The sequence below is a fragment of the Streptosporangium jomthongense genome, assembly GCF_042650425.1.
Taxonomy (GTDB): domain Bacteria; phylum Actinomycetota; class Actinomycetes; order Streptosporangiales; family Streptosporangiaceae; genus Streptosporangium.
In genome coordinates this window covers 64,236-85,488 of sequence record NZ_JBHSBC010000023.1, presented here as the reverse complement: position 1 = coordinate 85,488, position 21,253 = coordinate 64,236, and the positions used below count along the sequence as shown (strand labels likewise).

19 protein-coding genes and 1 pseudogene are annotated in these 21,253 nt (G+C 70.6%); 8 read left to right on the top strand and 12 right to left on the bottom strand.

All coding sequences use genetic code 11. The features are described from left to right. Positions 1-137: 137 nt before the first annotated feature. Positions 138-713 carry a pyridoxamine 5'-phosphate oxidase family protein gene (locus ACFOYY_RS23835; RefSeq protein WP_386192139.1) on the top strand — a complete coding sequence of 192 codons (576 nt, stop codon included), beginning with the start codon at positions 138-140 and terminating at the stop codon, positions 711-713. Between the two features lie 79 nt (positions 714-792). Beyond that, positions 793-1,662 carry a metallophosphoesterase gene (locus ACFOYY_RS23830; RefSeq protein WP_386192136.1) on the top strand — a complete coding sequence of 290 codons (870 nt, stop codon included), beginning with the start codon at positions 793-795 and terminating at the stop codon, positions 1,660-1,662. Here ACFOYY_RS23830 and ACFOYY_RS23825 read toward each other — a convergent pair. Beyond that, positions 1,634-2,353, bottom strand: a complete 720-nt coding sequence (locus ACFOYY_RS23825) for a GntR family transcriptional regulator (protein WP_386192133.1) — start codon at positions 2,351-2,353, stop codon at positions 1,634-1,636. The genes ACFOYY_RS23830 and ACFOYY_RS23825 overlap by 29 nt on opposite strands. Positions 2,354-2,476: 123 nt before the next feature. Between ACFOYY_RS23825 and ACFOYY_RS23820 the strand changes: the two genes are divergently transcribed. Beyond that, the gene (locus ACFOYY_RS23820) at positions 2,477-3,205 is read left to right on the top strand and encodes a tyrosine-protein phosphatase (RefSeq protein ID WP_386192130.1); all 729 of its coding nucleotides are present in this window, start codon (positions 2,477-2,479) and stop codon (positions 3,203-3,205) included. 16 nt (positions 3,206-3,221) lie between these two features. After that, the gene (locus tag ACFOYY_RS23815) at positions 3,222-4,490 is read left to right on the top strand and encodes an MFS transporter (protein WP_386192127.1); all 1,269 of its coding nucleotides are present in this window, start codon (positions 3,222-3,224) and stop codon (positions 4,488-4,490) included. Positions 4,491-4,546: 56 nt separating this feature from the next. On the opposite strand, the gene htpX is transcribed toward ACFOYY_RS23815, so the two are convergent. From htpX to ACFOYY_RS23780, 7 genes and pseudogenes are all read right to left on the bottom strand, one after another. Next, on the bottom strand, positions 4,547-5,398 hold the full coding sequence (gene htpX / locus ACFOYY_RS23810) for a zinc metalloprotease HtpX (RefSeq protein WP_352010818.1): 852 nt from the start codon (positions 5,396-5,398) through the stop codon (positions 4,547-4,549). Positions 5,399-5,473: 75 nt separating this feature from the next. After that, positions 5,474-7,270 (bottom strand): NADH-quinone oxidoreductase subunit N, encoded by a 1,797-nt coding sequence (locus ACFOYY_RS23805; RefSeq protein ID WP_386192123.1) that lies wholly within the window; start codon positions 7,268-7,270, stop codon positions 5,474-5,476. Next, entirely contained in the window at positions 7,267-9,045 is a 1,779-nt protein-coding gene (locus ACFOYY_RS23800; RefSeq protein ID WP_386192120.1) for a complex I subunit 4 family protein, read from the bottom strand. The genes ACFOYY_RS23805 and ACFOYY_RS23800 overlap by 4 nt, the downstream gene beginning before the upstream one ends. A gap of 187 nt (positions 9,046-9,232) precedes the next feature. Then, positions 9,233-11,116 (bottom strand): NADH-quinone oxidoreductase subunit 5 family protein, encoded by a 1,884-nt coding sequence (locus tag ACFOYY_RS23795; RefSeq protein WP_386192117.1) that lies wholly within the window; start codon positions 11,114-11,116, stop codon positions 9,233-9,235. 164 nt (positions 11,117-11,280) lie between these two features. Further along, positions 11,281-11,562, bottom strand: a pseudogene (gene nuoK / locus ACFOYY_RS23790) (NADH-quinone oxidoreductase subunit NuoK); the annotation flags it as partial. Position 11,563: 1 nt separating this feature from the next. Then, a complete protein-coding gene (locus ACFOYY_RS23785) occupies positions 11,564-12,100 on the bottom strand; it encodes an NADH-quinone oxidoreductase subunit J family protein (RefSeq protein WP_352010822.1) in 537 nt (178 codons plus the stop codon). Positions 12,101-12,108: 8 nt separating this feature from the next. After that, a complete protein-coding gene (locus ACFOYY_RS23780; RefSeq protein ID WP_386192113.1) occupies positions 12,109-13,134 on the bottom strand; it encodes a 4Fe-4S binding protein in 1,026 nt (341 codons plus the stop codon). Between the two features lie 324 nt (positions 13,135-13,458). Between ACFOYY_RS23780 and ACFOYY_RS23775 the strand changes: the two genes are divergently transcribed. After that, positions 13,459-14,742 carry a serine/threonine-protein kinase gene (locus ACFOYY_RS23775; protein WP_362780714.1) on the top strand — a complete coding sequence of 428 codons (1,284 nt, stop codon included), beginning with the start codon at positions 13,459-13,461 and terminating at the stop codon, positions 14,740-14,742. 96 nt (positions 14,743-14,838) lie between these two features. Next, positions 14,839-16,797 (top strand): ABC1 kinase family protein, encoded by a 1,959-nt coding sequence (locus tag ACFOYY_RS23770; protein WP_386192109.1) that lies wholly within the window; start codon positions 14,839-14,841, stop codon positions 16,795-16,797. 13 nt (positions 16,798-16,810) lie between these two features. Here the strand turns inward: ACFOYY_RS23770 and nuoH are convergent, their stop codons facing one another. The 4 genes from nuoH to ACFOYY_RS23750 are packed head-to-tail and all read right to left on the bottom strand — an operon-like array spanning position 16,811 to position 19,194. Next, positions 16,811-17,758 (bottom strand): NADH-quinone oxidoreductase subunit NuoH, encoded by a 948-nt coding sequence (gene nuoH, locus ACFOYY_RS23765; protein WP_352010825.1) that lies wholly within the window; start codon positions 17,756-17,758, stop codon positions 16,811-16,813. After that, positions 17,751-18,287 carry an NADH-quinone oxidoreductase subunit C gene (locus tag ACFOYY_RS23760; RefSeq protein WP_352010826.1) on the bottom strand — a complete coding sequence of 179 codons (537 nt, stop codon included), beginning with the start codon at positions 18,285-18,287 and terminating at the stop codon, positions 17,751-17,753. The genes nuoH and ACFOYY_RS23760 overlap by 8 nt, the downstream gene beginning before the upstream one ends. After that, complete coding sequence (locus ACFOYY_RS23755; protein WP_449343621.1) at positions 18,280-18,789, bottom strand: NADH-quinone oxidoreductase subunit B; 510 nt, start codon at positions 18,787-18,789, stop codon at positions 18,280-18,282. Before ACFOYY_RS23755 ends, ACFOYY_RS23760 begins: the two co-directional genes overlap by 8 nt. A gap of 33 nt (positions 18,790-18,822) precedes the next feature. Next, positions 18,823-19,194 carry an NADH-quinone oxidoreductase subunit A gene (locus tag ACFOYY_RS23750; RefSeq protein ID WP_386192104.1) on the bottom strand — a complete coding sequence of 124 codons (372 nt, stop codon included), beginning with the start codon at positions 19,192-19,194 and terminating at the stop codon, positions 18,823-18,825. A gap of 302 nt (positions 19,195-19,496) precedes the next feature. On the opposite strand from ACFOYY_RS23750, the gene ACFOYY_RS23745 reads away from it, so the two are divergent. Continuing rightward, entirely contained in the window at positions 19,497-20,867 is a 1,371-nt protein-coding gene (locus ACFOYY_RS23745; RefSeq protein ID WP_386192102.1) for a polysaccharide deacetylase family protein, read from the top strand. Positions 20,868-21,012: 145 nt separating this feature from the next. Beyond that, positions 21,013-21,102: a putative leader peptide gene (locus tag ACFOYY_RS23740; RefSeq protein WP_352001834.1), complete on the top strand. Its 90-nt coding sequence runs from the start codon at positions 21,013-21,015 to the stop codon at positions 21,100-21,102. Positions 21,103-21,253: the final 151 nt, after the last annotated feature.

Genomic DNA, 21,253 nt, shown 5'->3' with positions numbered 1-21,253 from the left:
CCAACGCCCGGCCGATGCCCCAGGCCCGGCAAGCGGCCCAGAGTCCGGCTGATGAGTCGAGGCCCGCTGATGGCCGGTGGTCTGGAACCCGGCGGGTGCGCCAAGGCTTGGCGGGTGGGAGGACATATCTTCTCTTCATGGGGAAAGTCCATGAAAAGCTCAGTGACCGGTTGCGTGCGTTCATCGAGGCGCAGCCGGTCTTCTTCGTCGCCACCGCTCCCGAGCAGGGTGGTCACGTCAACGTCTCCCCCAAGGGATACGCCGACACGTTCTCTGTGATCGACGACACCACCGTGGCCTACCTCGATCTGGACGGCAGCGGTGTGGAGACCATCGCCCACCTCCGCCAGAACGGGCGTATCACGATCATGTTCTGCGCCTTCTCCGGTCCTCCGAACATCCTTCGCCTGTACGGCACAGGCCGGGTCGTCACCCCCGGCGACGCCGAGTTCTCCGGGCTGCTCACGAGGTTCGGGTCGCATCCGGGTGTCCGGTCGATCATCGTCGTCGACTGTGAGCGCATCGCCGACTCCTGTGGTTTCTCGGTGCCGTTCATGTCGTTCGACAAGGACCGGACGCTGCTCGACGAGTGGGCGGAGCGCAAGGACGTGCAGCAGCGACGGACCTACCGGGCGAAGAACAACCGGGAGAGCATCGACGGCATCGCCGGCCTGGCCCCCGAGGAGACGGACCCGGTCACCCAGCACTCCTGACCGGTGCGCCGCGAGCCGTACGGCCGTAATTCATATAGATGACCGGTCACGTTCAGTGGCGTGGACGACCGTTGTGGTCATGAAGCGTTACACCCTCATCCATCTCACCGACGTCCACGCCGTCGCCGACGGCCTGCTCCACGGCCACGTCGACTCGACCACGGCGTTCAGGAACGCGCTGGACACCGTGGTCGCCGCGGGGCAGCCCGTGGACGCGATCATCCTGTCCGGCGACATCGCCGACCAGGGGGACGAGCCCTCCTACCGGCTGGTCGCGCGGGCGCTGGAGAAGGCCGCCGGTGAGCTCGGCGCGGCCGTCGTGGTCGCGATGGGCAACCACGACGAACGGGGCGCCTTCCGTTCGGCCCTCGTCAACGACCAGGCGGACGGCCGAGAAGGTGACCGGACAGGCGACCAGGTGGGCGGTGAGCCGTACGACGTGGTGACCTGGGTCGGCGGGTTGCGGATCGTGACGCTGGACAGCACCGTGCCCGGTGAGCACCACGGCGAACTGTCCGCCGACCAGCTGGAGTGGCTGGCCTCGGTGCTGACCGAGCCCGCGCCCGACGGAAGCGTGCTGGTGCTGCACCATCCGCCCATCCCCAGTGTGCTGCCGCTGATGGACGGGATCGGCCTGCGGGAGCCGGAGAGGCTGGCGCGGGCACTGACCGGCTCCGACGTACGGATCGTCCTCGCCGGACACACGCACAGCGCGTCCGCGGGCACACTGGCGGGCATCCCCGTCTGGATCGGTCCCGGCGGGGCCTACGCCGCCGACACCATGGCGCCCGCGGGAAAGACCAGGGGCATACCGTCACAGGCCTTCAGCCGGGTGGACGTCACCGAGGACGGTGTGATCACCACGGTCGTCCCGATGACGTCGGCTCCCCCGGTCTACGAACTGGACACCGAGGTGCTGCTCAGTCACCTGGCCGGTCATAGCGGGTGACGAAGGAGACGAGGTCGGCCCGACAGCGCCGTTCGACGTGACACAGGGGCTCGTCGCCGTGCATGACGAGCCCCTCGCGCACCAGTACGGCGGCGCCCGCGTCGAGCGCGAGGGCGGACTGGTCGGCGAGGTCGGCGAGGTCCGCCGAGATCGCGTGCCAGGTGTAGCGGTAGGAGACCCCACCGGCCTCCAGAGAGCCGAGCACGCCGAGTTCGGGGTCGCAGAGCAGGTCGGCGCGCTCCGGGTGGAGCCGGTAGCGGCTCAGCACACATGGCGCCCCCTCGGACCTGAGCAGGGTGGTGATCTCGTAGACCTCCTCACCCGCGACCCTCAGGCGCCGCGCCCCCGCCGGATGCTCGACGAGCCCCCGGCCGAGGATCTCCTCTCCCCCGGCGAAGACCGTCGCCAGCCCCTCCAGGTCGGCCCGCCGGTGCCTGCGGGTCACCGGGTCGATGGACACCTCGATCCGGCGCGGGACACGCCTGACGAAACTCCCCAGACCGTGCCGTGTCTCGACCAGCCCGGCCCTGCGCAGCTCGACCATGGCCTGCCTGGCGGTGAGCCGGTGCACGCCGAACCGCTCGGCGAGCGCGTCCTCGGTCGGCAACCGCTCACCGGGGGGCAGCTCACCGGACTCGATGCGCCGCCCGAGCTCACGGGCGATCGCGCGGTAGCGGGCTTCTCTGGACATCTGGACAACTGTACGGCTCCCGCCTTCCCGGCCCCGCCGATGATCCAGGGATTGCCCGGCCGTTCATCGCGAATCCATCTTTTCGCCGCGTTCACGCAGGTCAGCCAGTCATATATATGACTCATGCCGCTCTTGAACCTCCGTGACGTCGCCGAAGGCGCCGGAACTCCTGTCCGCTCCGGGATGCTGCTGCGCTCGGCGCAACCCCACCGGCTGACCGCCGCCGACACCGACCGGTTGGCGGATCTCCTCGGTGGGCAGCTCGAAGGACTACGGCTCGTCGCGGACCTGCGAAGCGAGGCCGAACTCGCCGGGGACGACTGGGCCCTCCTGACCGACCTCGGTGTCAGGGTCACCCGCCTCGGCACCTCGGGATCCCCCGCCGACCTGTCCGCCCTTCCGCCGGGAATCGACCTCGGCGACCTCTATGTGCTGATGCTCGACCACCGCACCGCCTGGTTCGCCTCCGTCGTGGCGGAGATCGCCGACGGGTTGCCCGCCCTGGTGCACTGCGCGGCGGGCAAGGACCGTACCGGCCTGGTCATCGCCCTGATCCTCGATCTGGTCGGGGTGGATCACGAGGCGATCGTCCGCGACTACGCCGCGACCGTGACGCACCTCCCCCAGATCATGACGATGCTCGGCCTGACCACCCCGCCCCCTGTCGCTCTGTCCCCGGCCGCTTCGGTCTCGGTCGCGGGGGCCGTGTCCGGGTTGCTCGACGCCCCCGAGGCCGCCATCCGCACCTTCCTGACCGCTCTCGACGCCCGCGGGGGCGCCGAACGACTGCTCACCGCCCACGGTCTGACCGAGGGCCACGTCCAGCGGCTGCGCGCCGCCCTCGTCGGCTGACCAGAAAGGCGACCCCGTGTCCCTCACCCTTCCCCGGGAAACCGGCGCACCCCAAAAAACCGGCCGTGGGCTGGTCGCGGCCATCGGTGTGGCCGAACTCTTCTACGCGGCGGCCGGGGCCCTGCCGCTGATCCTCGGTCTCGGCCTCAAGGTCCAGGAGATCGCGCCCGCCAACAAGGAGGCCGTACTCGGCTTCGTCGCCGCGCTCGGCGGAGTAGCCACGGTGATCTCCAACCCGCTCAGCGGCCACCTGTCCGACCGCACCACCAGCCGGTACGGCATGCGCAGGCCGTGGATCCTGGGCGGTTCCCTGCTCGGCCTGGCCGGGCTGATCCTCCTGGCGCTCGCCGGGTCGATCGCCCTCGTCGCGGTCGGCTGGATGGTCGCCGTCACCGGCTACCAGGCCATGGTCGCCGGGCTGACCGCGACGGTCGTCGACCAGTTCCCCGTGGAACGCCGCGTCCGGGTGGCGGGCGTGTTCTCGATGTGCAACATGCTCGGCGTCGTCCCGGCCATGGCGCTGTCCCAGATGTTCAAGGGCGAGTTGCTGCTGCAGTTCACGATCTGCGGTGGACTCGCCGTGACGGCCGCCGGCGTGCTCTGCGCGCTGTTGCCCGACCGTCGTCTCGACCCGGCCGAGCGACGCCCGGTGAACGTCGGCAGTCTCGTCTCGGCGCTGCTCGTACTGCCCCGGCACGCCCGTGACTACCGGCTGCTGTGGGTGCAGCGGCTGCTCGTCAGCATCGGCTTCGCGTTGATCTCCTCCTACTCGCTCTACTACCTGCAGAGTCGCATCGGCATGCCGACCGCCGAGGCCGTCGCGCTGGTCGGGCTGACCACCATCGCCAGCACCCTGCTGTCCGGTCTCTTCGCCTATCTCGGTGGCCGCTGGTCGGCCAGGATCGGCAGGGGCCGTCCGTTCGTGCTGTGGGCGACGGCGATCCTGGGTGTGACGCTGCTGCTGAAGGCCGCGACCGCCAGCGTCGGCGTGGTGATCGTCGTAGCGGTCATCAGCGGCGCCGCCACCGGCGTCTACTACGCCGTCGATCTCGGCCTGGTCACCCAGGTGCTTCCTGACGAGCGGGACGCGGGCCGCTATCTCGGCGCCTTCGCGATGGCCAAGCACCTGCCCAGCGCTATCGCCCCGGCGCTGGCTCCGGTCCTGCTCGGCCTGGGGTCCGACCCCTTCGCCGAGGGGCCGAACTACTTCGTGCTCTTCTCGGTCTGTGGCCTGCTGACGCTGGCCGCCGCCCCGCTGGTCGGCCTGCTGAGAGACGTACGGTGACCGGCGGCGAGGTGTGTGCCGGGCATACGTGACGGCCGGTCGGGCTACCGCCCCGCTCAGCGGCGGTAGCCCGCCATCCGCTCCAGACGGGCGATGCGCTCGGCGGTCGGCGGGTGGGTGGAGAACAGCCTGCCGATGCCCGCGCCCCGGAAGGGGTTGGCGATCATGAGGTGTGAGGCCGAGGCGAGACGGGCGTTCTCCGGGAGAGGAAGCTGCCGGGCGCCCATCTCGATCTTCCGCAACGCGGAGGCCAGGGCCAGAGGGTCTCCGGTCAGCCGGGCCCCCGACTCGTCCGCCTGGTACTCCCGGGAGCGGGAGACCGCCATCTGGATCATCCCCGCGGCGACCGGGCCGAGCACGATCATGAGCAGCGCGCCGAGGAAACCGGGCCCCTCGTCGTCGTCTCCCCCGCCGAAGAACAGGCCGATGTATCCGAGGTAGGTGATCATCGTGGCCAGCGCCCCGGCCACGGAGGAGATCAGGATGTCGCGGTTGTAGACGTGGGACAGCTCATGTCCGATGACCCCGCGCAGCTCGGACTCGTCGAGCAACTGGGTGATGCCGTAGGTCACGCAGACCGCGGCGTTGCGGGGGTTGCGTCCGGTGGCGAAGGCGTTGGGCTGCATGGTCGGCGAGACGTACAGCCTGGGCATGGGCTGACGGGCCTCGGTGGAGAGTTCACGCACGATCCGGTACAGGGTCGGCTGCTCGACCTCGCTCACCGGACGGGCCCGCATGGCCGACAGGGCGATCCTGTCGGAGAAGAAGTAGGCGAAACCGTTGGTCAGCAGGGCGGCCAGAACCCCGATCTGCAGGCCCACGCCACCGCCCAGCCACGCCCCGACGGCGATGATCGCCGCGGACAGTGCGCCAAGGAGGACGGCGGTACGCAGACCGTTGTGGTGCACTACACCCCCCTTGTCGGTTGATGCCGATTCACCTTCTCCAACGTCTCCGGCCTGGCCGAACGTTCCCGAAAACGTTCACCTCCCGATGCCGGCGCCCCCGGGGAGGAGGTCGAGCACCACCTGTGGCGCGACCGAGAACACCAGGGCGACGACAACGGTCAGTCCGATCGCGACGACGACCGGCAACCACCCCCTGCGACCGCCGCCCGTTTCCTCCCCCGAGCCGACCGGATTTTCCGGGACCGCCACGGCCCCCGGAGCCGATATATCCGGCATATCCGAAACAACCCCCTGGCTGGCTCCACGCGGGGCCGGGGTGAAGATCCGTGCCGCCCAGGCCACGTAGTAGTAGAGGCCGATGACCGTGTTGACCGCCATCACCACGGCCAGCCATGCCACGCCGCCACCGACGAGCTCGCGGAACACCACGATCTTGGCGAACAGACCCGCCAGCCCCGGCGGCAGGCCCGCCAGGCAGAGCAGGAAGAACGCCAGCGCCGGCCCGGCGACCGGGTCGCGGAAGGCGAGCCCCCGGTAGTCGTCCAGTTCGTTGCGTGCGACGCGCCGCGAGACCAGCATGACCACCGCGAACGCCCCGAGGTTCATCGCCGCGTAGAACACCAGATAGGCGATCGACGCGCCCGTCGCCTCGTCGTCACGGACGGCGAGCGGCGCCAGGATGTAGCCCGACTGCGCCACCGAGGACCAGGCGAGCAGCCGTACGGCGTGGCGTTGCCGTAGCGCCAGGAGGTTGCCGACCGTCATGGTCAGCGCCGCGACGAGCGCCACCGGTGGGCCCCAGGTGCTCGCCTCGCTCCCCAGCGCCGTGACGAGGATGAGGATCAGCCCGGCGAACCCGGCCGCCTTGGAGATCACCGAGAGCAGCGCGGCCACCGGGACCGGCGCCCCCTGGTAGACGTCACCCGCCCAGGCGTGGAACGGCACCGCGGCGACCTTGAAGGCGAACCCGGCCAGCACCAGGACGACGGCCACGGCCAGCACGGACGACAGGTCGGGAGGCGGCGAGTCGTAGGAGAGGTGAAGCGCGGAGACGTAGGCCTCGGTGGTCCCGGTCACCTGGGGCAGCGCGTCACCGGCCGCCTGGCCGGGACCGGGGACGGCGGGAACGGCCGCGCGTTCACGCAGGACCTGGGCCAGCCGGTCGAGGTGGACGGTTCCCGTCGCGCCGTACAGCAGGGAGACGCCGAAGAGCGTCACCGCCGTCGAGACCACGGAGACCAGGAAGAGTTTGACCGCCGCCTCTGAGGCACGGCCGTCGTGGCGTCTGAGCCCGGTGAGCGCGAAGACCGGCAGCGAGACCAGCTCAAGCGCGACGACCAGCATGATCAGGTCTCGGGAGGCGGGCAGGGCGACGGCGCCGGTGAGCGTGCACAGCAGCAGGAAGTGCCACTCGCCGACGGGGATCTCACCGGAGGCGAGCAAGGTCATGGACAGCAGCACCACGACGATCCCGGCGGCCAGGGCGAGCCCGGCGAAGACCAGGGTGAAGTCGTCGACCACGAACGAGCACGACGGCACGGCCCCCGTCTCAGGCCCGGAGGCGGCGACCGCGATCGTTCCGGTGAGTTTCCCCGTCGTCGGCCGCACACCCGGTGGGAGGGCCGGGACGATCCTGGGCGCGGTGGTCAGGCCCTCGGGCACGCAGAAGGTCCGGAGGGCCTCGCCCGAACGCGACGCCTGCGCGACCACGAAGCCCAAGGCGGTGAGCACCCCGGCCAGCGTGACCACGCCGAGCATCGGCCTGACGTACGGCCTGCGCGGCAGGAAGGCGTCCAGGAGCAGCACCAGCCCGGCGGCCAGCGCCAGAACCAGTGGCGGCGCCACCGCGAAGTAGTCGATCGACTGGATCATGGCGTCCCCAGCAGGCTGTGGACCACCGGGTCGGTGAGGGACAGCAGTGCCTTCGGCCACAGACCGAACAGCAGGATCAGGGCGACCAGCGGCACCCAGGCGGCCAGTTCGTGGGCGGTCACGTCCCGCGTGCGCCCGCTCCCGGCTCCTCCGGCGCCTCGGCCGCTTCCGGTTTCTCCCGCGCTTCCCGAACCTCCGGCTCTCGCGGTCGTGTCCGGCGGGCCGTCACCCGCCATGGTCTCCTCGACCACCTGTTCGGCGTCCGCGGTGACCTTCTCCGTCACCCGCTCCGCGGCCACCATCGCCTCCTGGGCCTCCCGGGCCTCCTGGGCCGCCTCACCGGCCTCCGGCGTCCCGGTGGCGCCCGCCGCGGTGAGCAGGGGGGCGTGGACGGTCTCGGTCGGACGGCCGTGGGTGACCCTGGACAGCATGACCAGGAAGTAGGCCGCGGTCAGGACGGTGCCGACCCCCGCGACGACCATGAAGAGCAGGAAGAGCGGCCGGGACAGACCCGGTGCCGGGTCGAAGGCGCCGAGGAGGGCGAGCATCTCCCCCCAGAAGCCCGCCAGACCGGGCAGGCCGAGGGAGGCGAAGCAGGCGAAGGTGAGCAGGGACGCGAGGTGCGGCAGGCGCGCCAGCATGCCGCCGCCGAGTGCCGGGATGTCGGCGGTGCCGTAGCGCTCCTTGATCGCTCCGGCGACGAAGAAGAGCAGCGCGGTGATCAGGCCGTGGGCGATGTTGCCGAAGAGCGCGGCGTTGAGCCCGACCGGGGTGAGCGTGGCGAAGCCCAGGAGCACGAACCCCATGTGGCCGATCGAGGAGTAGGCGATCATCCGCTTCAGGTCACGCTGGGCCAGACAGGCCAGGCAGCCGTAGATGACGCCGATCACCGCGAACGCGCCGAGCCAGGGGGCGACGGCCGCGGCGCCCTCGGGCAGGATCGGGATGGCGATGCGGGCGAAGCCGTAGGTGCCCATCTTCAGCAGCACACCCGCCAGGAGCACCGAGCCGACGGTCGGCGCCTCGGTGTGGGCGGCCGGCAGCCAGGTGTGCAGCGGCCACATCGGGGCCTTGACGGCGAGCCCGACGCCGATGGCGACGAAGGCGAGGATCTGCGCCGGGCGGGACATGCCCGCCCCGTGCGCCGCGGCGAGGGAGACCATGTCCAGAGTGCCGGTCCCCGCCCAGACGAACAGCAGGCCGATCAGGAGGACGACCGAGCCGAGCAGCGTGTAGAGGATGAACTTGGTCGCCGCCGCCCGCCGGGCACGACCGCCCCAGATGGCGATCACGAAGTACATCGGGACCAGGACGACCTCGAAGAACACGAAGAACAGCAGCAGGTCGAGGGCGAGGAAGGTGCCGACCATGCCGACTTCGAGGAGCAGGAGCGTGAACACCAGTGCCCTGGCCCGCTCCGGCCCCGGCCTCCCTCTTGGCAGCCGGTCCGTTCCGCCGGCGCCCCCACGGCACAGGTAGACGAAACACAGGAACGTCAGCAGCGTGGTCAGCACGACCAGCGGCAGGGAGACCCCGTCGACGCCGAGGTGGAACCTCAGGTTCAGCCAGGGGACCCAGGCCAGGTCGGTCTCCAGGCCGATGCCCGTCGCGCCGCCACGGACGTACGTGACGGCGGCCACCAGGGAGAGCGCGAACGTCACCCCGGAGACCGTCAGCGCGTGCGCCCTGAGCAGCCGCCCCCTCCCGTACGGCATGAGCAGCGCCACGGCCCCGGCCAGCGGAACCGCGAGCATCGCCACCGGCACCCAGCTCATCTCCCGGCCCCCCTCTCCTGGGCCGGGACGGTGCCCCGGGCGGTGAGATCACGGTGGGAATCGCGGCGGGAACGGTCGGCGGAAGAGACCTGGCACGTGGGGCCGTGGCGGAGGCGGCCGGTCGTCCGAGGACCACCGCCTGGATCACGGCGACCAGGGCGCGGCGCTCGGCGTTGGAGGTGGCCGGTCATCCGAGGACCACCGCCCCCACCGCGAGAAGGAGGACACCCGCAAGGACGGCGGTGACGTAGAGCTGGGCGTTGCCGTTCTGCGTCGCCCTGACCAGGCCGGACAGGCTCAGTGTCGCCCTTCCCGAGCCGCGGACGGCGCCGTCGACCACCCGGTCGTCGGCGCGGGCCGTCAGACGGGCCAGGCGCAGCACCGGCAGGACGAACAGCGCGCGGTAGAGGGAGTCGACGAAGAAGGCCCGTTCGAACAACACCCGGAAGAGGCCGAGCACCCGGGCGGGGTCGTCCAGCGGGGCGCCGCGCCAGACGACGTAGACCGAGGCGGCCCCGAGCAGCGCCAGCAGGACGCTGAGGACGGCGGTGCCCCAGTGAACGTCGGCGGCACCCGCGAAGCCGACGCCCGTGAACCCGAGGAGCAGCGTGGGCACCGCGAGCACGACGACCGGCCAGAGCATGCTCGACGGAGCCTCACGGGAACCGCCGGTGTGCGGAGCGGCGGACACCGGAAGCGGTACGGCCCGGCGCTCGCCGAAGAAGGTCCGCAGCCACGCCCGGGTCGCGTAGGCACCGGTCACCGCGACCGTGGCCAGGGCGCAGCCGTACAGCAGGAGGGCGGCGGCGTCGGTGAGCGGCCCGGTGGACAGGGCCCGCTCCATGGACACCAGCACCTCGTCCTTGCTGAAGAAGCCGCTGGCCGGGGGCAGGCCCATCAGGGCGGCGAAGCCGACGGTCATCGCGGCGAAGGTGACGGGAAGCCTTCCCCGCAGACCGCCCATCGCGCTCATCAGGTTGGAGCCGACCGTGTGGATGACGACCCCCGCGCACAGGAAGAGCAGGGCCTTGAAGGCGCCGTGGGTGATCAGGTGAAGGATCGCGGCGTCGTCCGACCCGGCGGCCAGGGCTCCGGCCATGTAGGCGAGCTGGCTGATCGTGGAGTAGGCCAGGACCCGTTTCAGGTCGTCCTGCGCCAGGGCCGCCAGCGCGGCGCCGAGCATGCCGAGCGCGGCGGCCACGGCGAGCACGTCCAGGGTGGGACCCGCCCCGGCGAAGACCGGGTGGAGACGGGCGACGAGGAAGATCCCGGCCGCGACCATGGTCGCGGCGTGGATGAGCGCGCTGATGGGGGTCGGGCCCGCCATCGCGTCGGGAAGCCAGGTGTGCAGCGGCACCTGGGCGCTCTTTCCCGCGACCCCGGCGAGCAGCAGCAGGGTCGCGGTGACGACCGTGCCCGAGGACATCAGCGGGACCGCCGCGATGACGTCGGCGATCCTGAAGCTCCCGGCCGCCGTGCCGAGGACGAAGACCCCGAACAGGAAGCCGACGTCGCCGACCCTGGTGACCAGGAACGACTTGATCGCGGCCCGGGAGTTGGCGCGGTCTTCCCACCAGTGGCCGATCAGCAGGTAGGAGCACAGGCCCATGACCTCCCAGCCCACGTAGAGGACGAGGAGGTCGGCGGCGTGGACCACCAGGAGCATGGCACTGGTGAACAGGCTGACGAAGGCGCTGTAGGAGGGGTAGCGCCGGTCTCCTGACAGGTAGCCCACCGAGTAGACCTGCACGGCCAGCGCGACCACGGTCACCAGCACCGCGACCGAGGCGGACAGGGGGTCGACGAGGAGGCCGACCGAGATCGGCAGTGACCCGGTGGGGATGACGTCGAGGGTGCCCGTTGACACGCCCCCGCCGGTGAGGGATGTGTAGGCCGTCCAGAGGGCGAGCAGGGTGGAGAGGGCGGCCGGGACGACCGCGATCAGGGCCGCCCTGCGGTTGGCGGCCAGGTCGGCGGCCCCGCCCCTGGCTCCCCTGGGCAGTCTGGAGCCCAGCAGCCCGGCGACGGCGGCGAGGAAGGGCAGCAGGATGACGAGGGCGACGGCGGTCACGGCGTGACCTCCGGGGGGTCGTCCCGGCCCGGCGGGTGGGTGGGAGCCGTGACGACGGCCGCCCTGGCGGTCTGCCCGGCCGCGCCCTTCCGCGGCCCTCCTGAAGGGCTCCCGGTGGGAGTCTCGGCGGGCGGGTCGGGGGACTCGGCCAGGGCGCGGAGGCGGTCGAGGTCGACGGTCGCGCGGTTGCGGTAGAGGCCGAGGACGATCGCCAGCCCCAGGCCGACCTCCGCCGCGGCGATCACGATGACGAACAGCGTGAGCACCTGGCCGCTGTGCAGCCGGTCGCGCAGCCACACGTCGAACACGACGAGGTTGAGGTTGACCGCGTTGAGCATCAGCTCGACCGACATCAGGACGAGGATCGTGTTGCGGCGGGCGAGCACGCCGTACACCCCGATGGAGAACAGCAGCGCGGAGACGACCGCCGGATAGACGACGTGCACGTCATCTCCTCCCGCGGATGTCGGTGCGGGACAGGACGATGGCGCCGACGAGGGCGGCCAGCAGCAGGACCGAGAGCACCTCGAAGGGAAGCACCCAGGTGCGGAAGACGCTGGAGCCGATCTCTCTGGCGGACCCGCCACCCGGCTCAAGGGGGGCGTAGGCCGTACGGAAGCCGTCGACGACCACGGTGACCAGCACGACCGCGGTGGCCGTCGCCACGACGGCGGCGACGGGCCGGTTACGGCTGTCGAGATCGGCGGCCCTGCCGATCGGGGCCCGGGTGAGCATCAGGCCGAACAGCAACAGGACCACGACCGCGCCGACGTAGATCAGCACCTGGACCCACGCGACGAACTCGGCGGTCAGGACGAGATAGCCCCCGGCGAGGGCGCCGAGACAGACGACCAGCCACAGGGCCGCGTGGACGAGCTGTCTGGTCGTCACCACGAGCAGCGCCGCCCCGACCGCCACGACGCCGAGCAGCAGGAAGACGATCTCCTGCCCCGTCGGTGACAGATAGGACGGCACGTCGGCCACGTCTCCTCCTAGGACTCCCCGGGCTCCTCAGGCCGCTGAGGCCCGCTGTTCGGTTCCGTGGCAGAAGTCTGCTCCGTCGCGCCCTCCGCCGGTGGCACGCCACCCCCACCTGTGGACAACTTCTCACCGGCGGACTCGCCTGTGGAAAACTTTCCCCCCGCTTCCTCCTCGGGAGGCGTGTCCTTCTTGGGAAGCGCACCCGGCGGCCTGATCGCCCGGACATTCGCATGCCCCGCCGAAGCACGCCGCGCCGGCCTGCCCCCGGCCGAGGCCCCGGAAGCCGCAGAAGGCCCCGAAGGCCCCGAAGGATCGGAGGAAGACCCGGAGGCCCCCGAGGCGTCCTGTGCAGGAGGCGTGTCCTTCCTGGGAAGCGCACCCGGCGGCCTGATCGCCCGGACATTCGCATGCCCCGCGGAAACACGCCGCGCCGGCCCGTCCCCAGCCGAAGAACCCGGTGGTCCGGAAGCGTCCCGAGGCGGCCGCGCGCCCGAGTCTCCGGAATCACCTGAAGGAACATCCGGGGAGTCGCCCGGAGCCACGGGACCGTCCCCCGCCGTACGGCCGCCGCCGGGCCTTGACGGCGGGGTGCGGGCCGGCCGGGACCCGGCGGCCAGTTCCTTCGGCGGTTCGGCGTTCGGCTCGTGCGCGGGCGGCGGGGGCACGGTCTCCGCCCATCCGGCCAGCCTGTCCTTCTCGTGCAGGAGGTTGCGGATGTCGCCCTCGGCGTACTCGAACTCGGGGGACCAGAAAAGCGCGTCGAAGGGACAGACCTCGATGCAGATGCCGCAGTACATGCACAGGGAGAAGTCGATCGCGAAGCGGTCGAGCACGTTGCGGGCGCGGGGCCGTCCTCCCTCGGGGGCGGGGAGCGTCTCCTTGTGGGAGTCGATGTAGATGCACCAGTCGGGGCACTCACGGGCGCAGAGCATGCAGACCGTGCAGTTCTCCTCGACCAGGCCGATGACGCCCCTGCTACGGGCGGGCAGGTCGGGCCGCACCTCGGGGTACTGCTGGGTCACCGACTTGCTCAGCATGTGGCGAAGGGTGACGGAGAGCCCCTTCGCCAGCCCCACTCCTGGTATCCGTGCCACCTCAACATCTTGACATCCCCGTCCCCCACGAACGAGAACCCGTGCGCGAGAACCTCGCAAAACACAACACGTCCGCCGATCATCCCAAGTTATCCACAGCCGTTATCCACAGACTGTGTGTTCGAGTGTCGCCTTCCGCCGAAGAATCACCCTTGAAGAGGACTGCAAGACCAACCAGAAATACGTATTCTTCGCCACATGTCCCACCAGTACGGTGCCCCGTGGCACAACCAGCCGCCACCTCCTCGATCGAATACGGGGCTGAGTGTGGTGTGGGCACTGGTCCCCCTGTTCACCTGTGGCATGGGGACGCCCCTGATCATGGCGCACGCCGCCCGCAGACTGCGCAGTCCGCTCCACGCCCTGGCCGCGGTCCTGTACGCCCTGGGCATCGGGGTGTTCATCGTCGCGATCTCCGTCTACGACGACACCGACCTGATGCCGGGCTGGCTGGACGCCGTCACGACGATCGGGCTCTTCGGCAGCTGGCTCGGCGGCATGGGGCACGCGCTGATCATCAGAGGATCGGTCTTCAGGCAGGACCCCCACAACGCGCAGGGCCCGCGGAACATGCCGAACTACGGCGTGCAGTCCTTCAACGCGCCCCCGCCCCCGGTTCATGCCGTGCCGTACCCGACCGCGCCGACCGTCGCCTCGAACGTCCACCCGCCCGCCCACCGGCCGGTCCAGCACGCCGTACGGCCCCAGCCCCAGCCTCACCTCCAGCACTCCCAGCCGTCCCGGCCGCAGCCGGCTCCCACCCAGCAGCAGAACCCGACCAAGGGCTGGCTGGGGCCGTACCGGCTGATCGGGGAGCTGGGCAAGGGCGGGCAGGGCACGGTCCACCTGGCCCTCACCCCGCAGGGGCAGAAGGTCGCGATCAAGCTCCTGCACCAGCACCTCACCGGCGACCAGATGGTCAGGGAGAGGTTCCTGCGGGAGGTCGAGGCGACGCGCAAGGTGGCGACCTTCTCGACGGCCAGGGTGCTCGACGTGAACATCACCGACGACCAGGCCTACATCGTCAGCGAGTTCGTGGACGGCATCTCGCTGGAGCAGCTCGTCCGCGACCAGGGTCCCCGCAACGAGGACGGCCTGACCCGGCTCGCCCTGGCCACGGCGGGCGCGCTCGCCGCGATCCACCGGGCGGGGGTCGTGCACCGTGACTTCAAGCCCGCGAACGTGCTGATCGGCCCGGACGGCCCCCGGGTGATCGACTTCGGCATCGCCCGCGCCCTCAACCAGGTCACCGCGACCTCGGGCAACATCATGGGCACCCCCGCCTACATGTCCCCCGAGCAGCTCGCCGGGGGGAACATCGGCCCGGAGACGGACGTGTTCAGCTGGGCGGCGACCATGATCTTCGCCGCGTCCGGGCGCGTGGCCTTCGGCGAGGACACGATCCCGGCGATCCTCAACCGGGTGATCAACCAGCATCCCGACCTGTCGGCGCTGCCCCAGTCGTTGCGCCCGCTGGCCTCGGAGTGCCTGGACAAGCAGCCGGGCAACCGGCCGACCGCCGCCGACATCATGCTGCGCATCGTCCAGTGAACACGGCACCGGACATACCGATCTATGTCCGCAAAACGCATTAGGGTTGCGCCATGGCACCCGGGGACGGCCTGAACGGCGGAGACGGATACTGACATGTCCAACCTGATCGCTGTTTTCGCCACCATCGTCAACGCCTATCTCGTCGCGCTCTTCGCCAGAAGGACGCTCGGGGTGCCGGTCGGCTGGCCGCGTGCCCTCGTCATGGGCGTGGTCCTGGGCCTGAGCGTCGCGTGGGCGGCCACCGAGGTCGGCACGATGACCGGCGTCTACGCCAACGGCAGGATCAGCGCCCCGCTCAGCGTGGTCTTCGTCGTCACGGCGCTGGTCACCGCGTGGACCTTCGTGATCGGCCTGATCGTCCTGGTCCTGCTCGAACTGTTCGTCCCGACGGGCACGCTTCCCGCGCCCTCGGCGTTCCTGCGCGGCTGGAAGGCCCGCAGGAGCAGGGCCCGGCGCTACACCCAGGTCATGCGGATCGCCGCCAAGCACGGGCTCGGCGGTTACCTCGGACGGCGCAGCAGGGCCGGGGAGAGGCCCGCCGCGATCGCCCGTTCGCTGCGTGACGCGCTCAACGAGGGCGGCGTCACCTTCGTCAAACTCGGGCAGATGCTCTCGACCCGGCGCGACCTGCTGCCCGAGGTCTTCGTCGACCAGCTCGCGACCCTGCAGACCAGGGCGGAGCCCGAGCCGTGGGAGCAGATCGAACGGGCCATCGAGGAGGAGCTCGGCAGGCCGCTCACCGAGGTCTTCCAGACGGTCGATCCCACCCCGCTCGCCTCGGCCTCGGTCGCGCAGGTCCACTCCGCCCGGCTGCTCGACGGCAGGCCCGTCGTGCTCAAGGTGCAGCGTCCCGGGGCGCGCAAGCAGGTCACCTCGGACGTCGAGATCATCCTGAGGCTGGCCGCGTGGCTTGAGCGGACGACGCCGTGGGGCAGGTCGCTGCGGGTGTCCCGGCTGGCCGAGGGCTTCGCCGCCTCCCTCGACGAGGAACTCGACTACACCGTCGAGCTGGACAACCTGCGGGGCGTCGAGGCCACCCTGGGCGACGGGATCAGGGTGCCCGTCGCCCACGAGGGGTACTCGACCGGCAGGCTCCTGGTCATGGACCGCCTCGACGGCACCCCGGTCGGCGAGGCGGGCGAGCTGCTGGCCGCGCTGCCCCCGGCCGAACGGGAGGCGATCGCCGGACGGCTGCTCGGCGAGATCCTCAGGCAGCTCGTGCACACCGGCGTCTTCCACGCCGACCTGCACCCGGGCAACATCCTCCTCACCGAGGACGGCAGGCTCGGGCTGCTCGACTTCGGCTCGGTCGGCCGTCTCGACCAGTCGACCCGCAACGCGCTCGGCATGCTGCTGCTGGCCGTCGACAACAACGACGCGATCGGCGCCACCGACTCCCTCATCGAGATGCTCGACCGGCCGGACGGGCTGGCCGAACGGGAGCTCGAACGCGACCTGGGCCAGCTCATGGTCCGCTACCGCTCGGGGTTCGGCAGGAACGGCAGCGCGGGCCTGTTCGCCGCGCTGTTCAAGCTGATCCACGCGTACGGCTTCGCCGTACCGCCCCAGATCGCGGCCGCCTTCAGGGCGCTGGCCGCGCTCGACGGCACGCTCACCCTGATCAGCCCCGACCTCGACGTGGTCGGCGCGGTCAGGAAGCAGGGCAGGGAGATGATGCGCGAGTCCCTCTCGCCAGAGTCGGTGCGCGCCGACCTGGAGAGCCGTCTCGCCGGTTTCCTGCCGATCCTGCAGCGGCTGCCCAGGCGGCTCAACAAACTCACCGAGGACCTTGAGCACGGCAGGATCTCGATCAACATCAGGCCGCTGGCGGACGAGGGGGACCGGCGTTTCCTGACCGGCCTCGTGCAGCAGGTGGTCGTCGCCGTCCTGGCCGCGGCGGCGACGCTGGGGGCGATCGTGCTCATCGCGGCGGACTCGGGGCCGATGGTGACGCCCGAGCTGCGGCTGTTCGCGCTGGTCGGCTTCGCGTTGCTGCTGGTCGGCTTCGTGCTCGCGCTGCGCTCGCTCGCGCTGGTCTTCCGCCGGGAGTGACCCGGCCGGCGCGTCAGAGGACCCTGACGATCCCGGTCAGCGCGAGCTGGAGCAGCGCCAGCGGCACCAGGGCGACCCAGGCGAGCCGTTGCAGCTGGTCCTCACGGAGTCTGGGGTAGCTCACCCGCACCCAGATCACCACGAACACCAGCAGGGCCGTCTTCAGCAGCGTCCACACCGGCCCGGGCAGCAGGGGGCCCTGCCAGCCGCCGAGGAACAGCACCGTGGTCAGCGCGCAGAGCACGATGATCCCGGCGTACTCGGCCAGCATGAACAGCGCGAACCGCATGCCGGTGTACTCGGTCATCGGGCCCATGATGATCTCGGAGTCCGCGATCGGCATGTCGAACGGCGGGCGGCGCAGTTCGGCGAGCCCGGCGACGAAGAAGACCACCGCGCCGATCGCCTGCCATGGCAGCCACCACCACTGCCAGGCCTCCACGACGCCCGGCAGGGAGAGCGTGCCCGCCGCCATCGCGACGCTGGAGGCGGCCAGGACCAGCGGCAGCTCGTAGGCCATGAGCTGGGCGGCCGAGCGCATCCCGCCCATGAGGGAGTACTTGTTGCCCGAGGACCACCCGGCCATGATCGAGCCGAGCACGCCGACCCCCATCACGGCCAGCGCGAAGAACAGGCCCGCGTCCAGGTCGGCCCCGACCAGGCCGGGACCGACCGGGATGACGACCATGACCAGCAGGTACGGGATCAGCGCGACCGCGGGCGCCAGGCCGAAGACCCGGCGGTCGGCCGCGGCGGGAATCACGTCCTCCTTCTGGGCGAACTTGACGCCGTCGGCGATCAGCTGGGCCCAGCCGTGGAAACCCCCGGCGTACATGGGGCCGAGGCGGGACTGCATGTGCGCCATGACCTTGTGTTCGGCCTGACCGGCGACCAGCGGCAGCACCAGGAAGGCGGCGACGACCAGGACGAGCCTGAGGGCCGCCTCCAGCACCTCAGCCATCGCGCCCCCAGTCGGCGGGCACGCCGGGGGGAAGCGTCTTGCGGCGGCTCGGCGAGCCGTGGTCGGACTCGCCCGGCTCCTTGGCTCCCGGCCACGCCTTGGCGACCCTGGCGGCCAGCACGAAGTCCTTGCGCAGCGGGTGGCCCTCGAAGCCCTCGGGCAGCAGCAGCGGGACAAGGTTCGGGTGCCCGTCGAAGACGACGCCGAACATCTCGAAGGTCTCCCGTTCGTGCCAGTCGGCGCCCCTGAAGACGCCGACCGCGCTGGGCAGGCGGGGGTCGGCGCGCGGCACCCGGGTGCGGGTCAGCAGCCGCCGGTGCGAGACGGGGTCGAGGAGGTGGGCGACGACCTGGAAGGCGTCCGGCGGGTCGTCGACCGCGGTGAGCCAGTCGAAGAACTCGTACCCTCCGGCGCGGGCGAAGGCGAGCAGGTCGAGCCAGTCGCCCGGCTCGACGTCGGCCGTGGTCTCGCCGAAGGACTCCGAAAGCCGCACGCGCGGGCCGTACCGCTCCACGAGGGCCTCACGCACGGTGGTCCTCCATGCCCTCGGCGGCGATCTTCTCCTGGAGGAGCATGATGCCGTTGAGCAGCGCCTCGGGGCGGGGCGGGCAGCCGGGCACGTAGACGTCGACCGGGATGATCTGGTCCACCCCCTTGGTCACGCAGTAGGAGTCCCAGTAGGGACCGCCGGAGTTGGAGCAGGCGCCGAAGGAGATGACGTACTTGGGGTCGGGCATCTGCTCGTAGAGCCGTTTGACGGCCGGGGCCATCTTGTCGGTCACCGTGCCGGAGACGATCATCAGGTCGGCCTGTCGCGGGCCGTTCGCGAACGGGATGACCCCGAACCTGATGAAGTCGTGGCGGCTCATCGAGGTCGCGATGAACTCGATCGCGCAGCAGGCGAGCCCGAAGTTGAACGCCCACAGCGAGTAGCGCCGCCCCCAGTTGAGGATGAAGCGCATGGGTTTCGGGGCCAGCCGTGAGGCCGGTCCGACGGTGGGTGCCCGGGTGGGCATCGGAAGGTCCGCCATGTTGTTCATTGTCCCCCACCTGCCCGCCGGTTCTCAGGCCCAGGCGAGCACGCGTTTGCGCCAGGCGTACAGCACGCCGAGCGCGACGAAGCCCAGGAAGACGAACATCTCGGCCAGCGCGGCCGTACCGAAGCCGGGGTCGGCGAAAACCGTCGCCCACGGAAAGACGAAGACGGCGTCCACCGCGAAAACGACGTAGAGGTAGGTGAAGACGTAGTAACGCACCTGGGACTGCGCCCAGCCCTCACCGACCGGGTCGACGCCGCACTCGTAGGTCGCCAGTTTGTCCGGGGTGGGACGGCTCGGGCGCAGGAGGCGGTTGACCAGCAGCGCTCCGGACACGATCACGACGCCCAGTACGAGCAGCGCGCCGACCACCGCGTAGGGGCCGTAGTAACCGTGCATGACTCCCCCTCTCCACGGGGTTTCCCGAAGTCTCTCCGCGTACGGCGAGGCCTTCCCCACCAGCTATAGCAGCACCGTCCTCCCCCGTCATGCGGCCCTGCCGTCAATCCCAAACTCTGCACCCTTTAATACCAAGCATCCGTAAATACCACTCTTTTTCAAGTAATGTGCCGTTTATGCCTAAAATCCGGTTTTCCGGAGGGATCGCGCTTATCGCCGTGCTGGCCGCAGGGTGCGGCACCGCGACAGCGACACCCAGGGCGCAGGAGCCGATCCCCTCGGAACCCACACTGATCGATTCCGTGGACCCGGCCGACGTCCCCGGACTCACCATGCACACCGTCACCGAAGGGGAGACCGGGGGCCTGCGCGCCCACGCCGTCTACCCGTCCGTCAGCGACGCGCCACGCCTGACGGAGAGACTGCACCGCACGATCACCGAGCATCTGCGGTCGTTCGACCAGGCCAACAGAGGCGGTACGGAAACCGGCCGGCCCGGGCCCGAGTTCAATGTGGACTGGCAGCTGCCGACGGTCTCGACCCAGATGATGGGCGTGAACCTCACCATCGGCAGAACCGTCGACTCCCGCTGGTCGGAGGAGCACACCACCGTCTGGTACGACCGGGTGGACAAGCGTGTCCTCGACTCCGCGGACCTGCTGAAGGACAAGGCCGCGCTGGGCGAGCTCGCCAGGCTCACCCGTGACCAGCTGGGCCGGTCGGGATCCGGGATCGACCCCGAGGCGATCACCGCCGACGCGAGACTGTTCGACTCGCTGGCCTTCAACCGCCGCGGCGACCTCGTGGCCGAGTTCGACGACCAGCAGGTGGGGAGCGCCACCCTCAGCAGGGTCGCCGTACCGGCCGCGAAGGTGAAGGGGCTGCTGTCCCCCGCCGGTGAGCGGGCACAGCGCTCCGCGATCGAGTTCGGCGCCGGGGTCGACCACCGGGCCGAGCGGATGGCCAAGTACAAGGAGTACGCCGCCCTGCCGGTCGCCGAGAGCACCGCCTACGGCAGCGTGGACTGCGCCAAGGTCAAGTGCGTCGCGCTCACCTATGACGACGGTCCCGGCCCGGGCACCGGGAAGCTGCTGGACGCGCTGAACGCCCAGCGCGCCAGGGCGACGTTCTTCGCCGTCGGCACCAACTCCATCGCCCACACCGCGCTGCTGCGGCGGATCATGCGGGAGGGTCACCTCGTCGGCGACCACACCTGGTCGCACCGTGACCTGACCACCCTGGACGACAGCAGGATGGGCGACCAGTTCGGCCGCGCCCAGTGCACGCTGGGACGGGCCGTCGGACGCCATCCCGGCCTGGTGCGCCCGCCGTACGGGGCGGTCAACGACCGGGTGCCGCCCGTCGCCAGGCAGTACCGCCTGGCCCTGGTTCGCTGGAACGTCGACGCCAAGGACCTGCAGACCCGGGATCCCAAGGCCGTCGCCGACCGGGTCGTCTCGCAGACGAGGCCCGGATCGATCGTCCTCATGCACGACGTCGGCGGCACCGCCGCGAAGGCGACTCCCGAGATCCTGCGACGACTGCGCGACAAGGGCTACACCTTCGTCACCGTCCCCGAGCTGTACGGCAAGGCCGGCATGAAGCCGGGCGAGGTCTACGACTCGGGTGAGGGACCGCGCGAGATGATCTCGGCCGACGGCTCACAGGGCTGAGGAGCTGGGCGAAGACGCCCTCCGCGGGACGCGAGAACCGGCGTCCCGCGGAGGGCGTCTCCATGTCACCCCATAGCCGCCGGCTATGAGTACATAGCCACCGGCGATGAGGCCGCCTCCCTGGTGGGACATATAGTTAGGCATCGTGACCCTTACCGTCCTGTTCGGCCGCCTGCACGTGGATCTGTGTCGGCTCGCCGCCGGGCTGTGTCGGGCCTGCCGCTCGCGATCATGACCTCCTTCACGGCCGCCGCCAGGCCGCCACGCGCGTCTTCACCGCGCCCGGATTTCGACTCGGCCTCCACCGAGGGATCTGCGACATGCGTCACACTCCTCCGCCGAGTGGAACGCGAAGCCACTACGGGTTATCCCCAGGGATCTAGCAT

Excerpts from the sequence above, each read along its gene's own strand:
- ACFOYY_RS23800 (WP_386192120.1), bottom strand. The coding sequence starts at position 9,045 with ATGAGCTGGGTGCCGGTGGCGATGCTCGCGGTTCCGCTGGCCGGGGCC.
- ACFOYY_RS23780 (WP_386192113.1), bottom strand. The coding sequence starts at position 13,134 with ATGCTGAGCAAGTCGGTGACCCAGCAGTACCCCGAGGTGCGGCCCGAC.
- ACFOYY_RS23770 (WP_386192109.1), top strand. The coding sequence starts at position 14,839 with ATGTCCAACCTGATCGCTGTTTTCGCCACCATCGTCAACGCCTATCTC.
- ACFOYY_RS23750 (WP_386192104.1), bottom strand. The coding sequence starts at position 19,194 with ATGCACGGTTACTACGGCCCCTACGCGGTGGTCGGCGCGCTGCTCGTA.
- ACFOYY_RS23755 (WP_449343621.1), bottom strand. The coding sequence starts at position 18,789 with ATGGCGGACCTTCCGATGCCCACCCGGGCACCCACCGTCGGACCGGCC.
- ACFOYY_RS23825 (WP_386192133.1), bottom strand. The coding sequence starts at position 2,353 with ATGTCCAGAGAAGCCCGCTACCGCGCGATCGCCCGTGAGCTCGGGCGG.
- nuoH (WP_352010825.1), bottom strand. The coding sequence starts at position 17,758 with ATGGCTGAGGTGCTGGAGGCGGCCCTCAGGCTCGTCCTGGTCGTCGCC.
- ACFOYY_RS23835 (WP_386192139.1), top strand. The coding sequence starts at position 138 with ATGGGGAAAGTCCATGAAAAGCTCAGTGACCGGTTGCGTGCGTTCATC.
- ACFOYY_RS23820 (WP_386192130.1), top strand. The coding sequence starts at position 2,477 with ATGCCGCTCTTGAACCTCCGTGACGTCGCCGAAGGCGCCGGAACTCCT.
- ACFOYY_RS23805 (WP_386192123.1), bottom strand. The coding sequence starts at position 7,270 with ATGATCCAGTCGATCGACTACTTCGCGGTGGCGCCGCCACTGGTTCTG.
- ACFOYY_RS23830 (WP_386192136.1), top strand. The coding sequence starts at position 793 with ATGAAGCGTTACACCCTCATCCATCTCACCGACGTCCACGCCGTCGCC.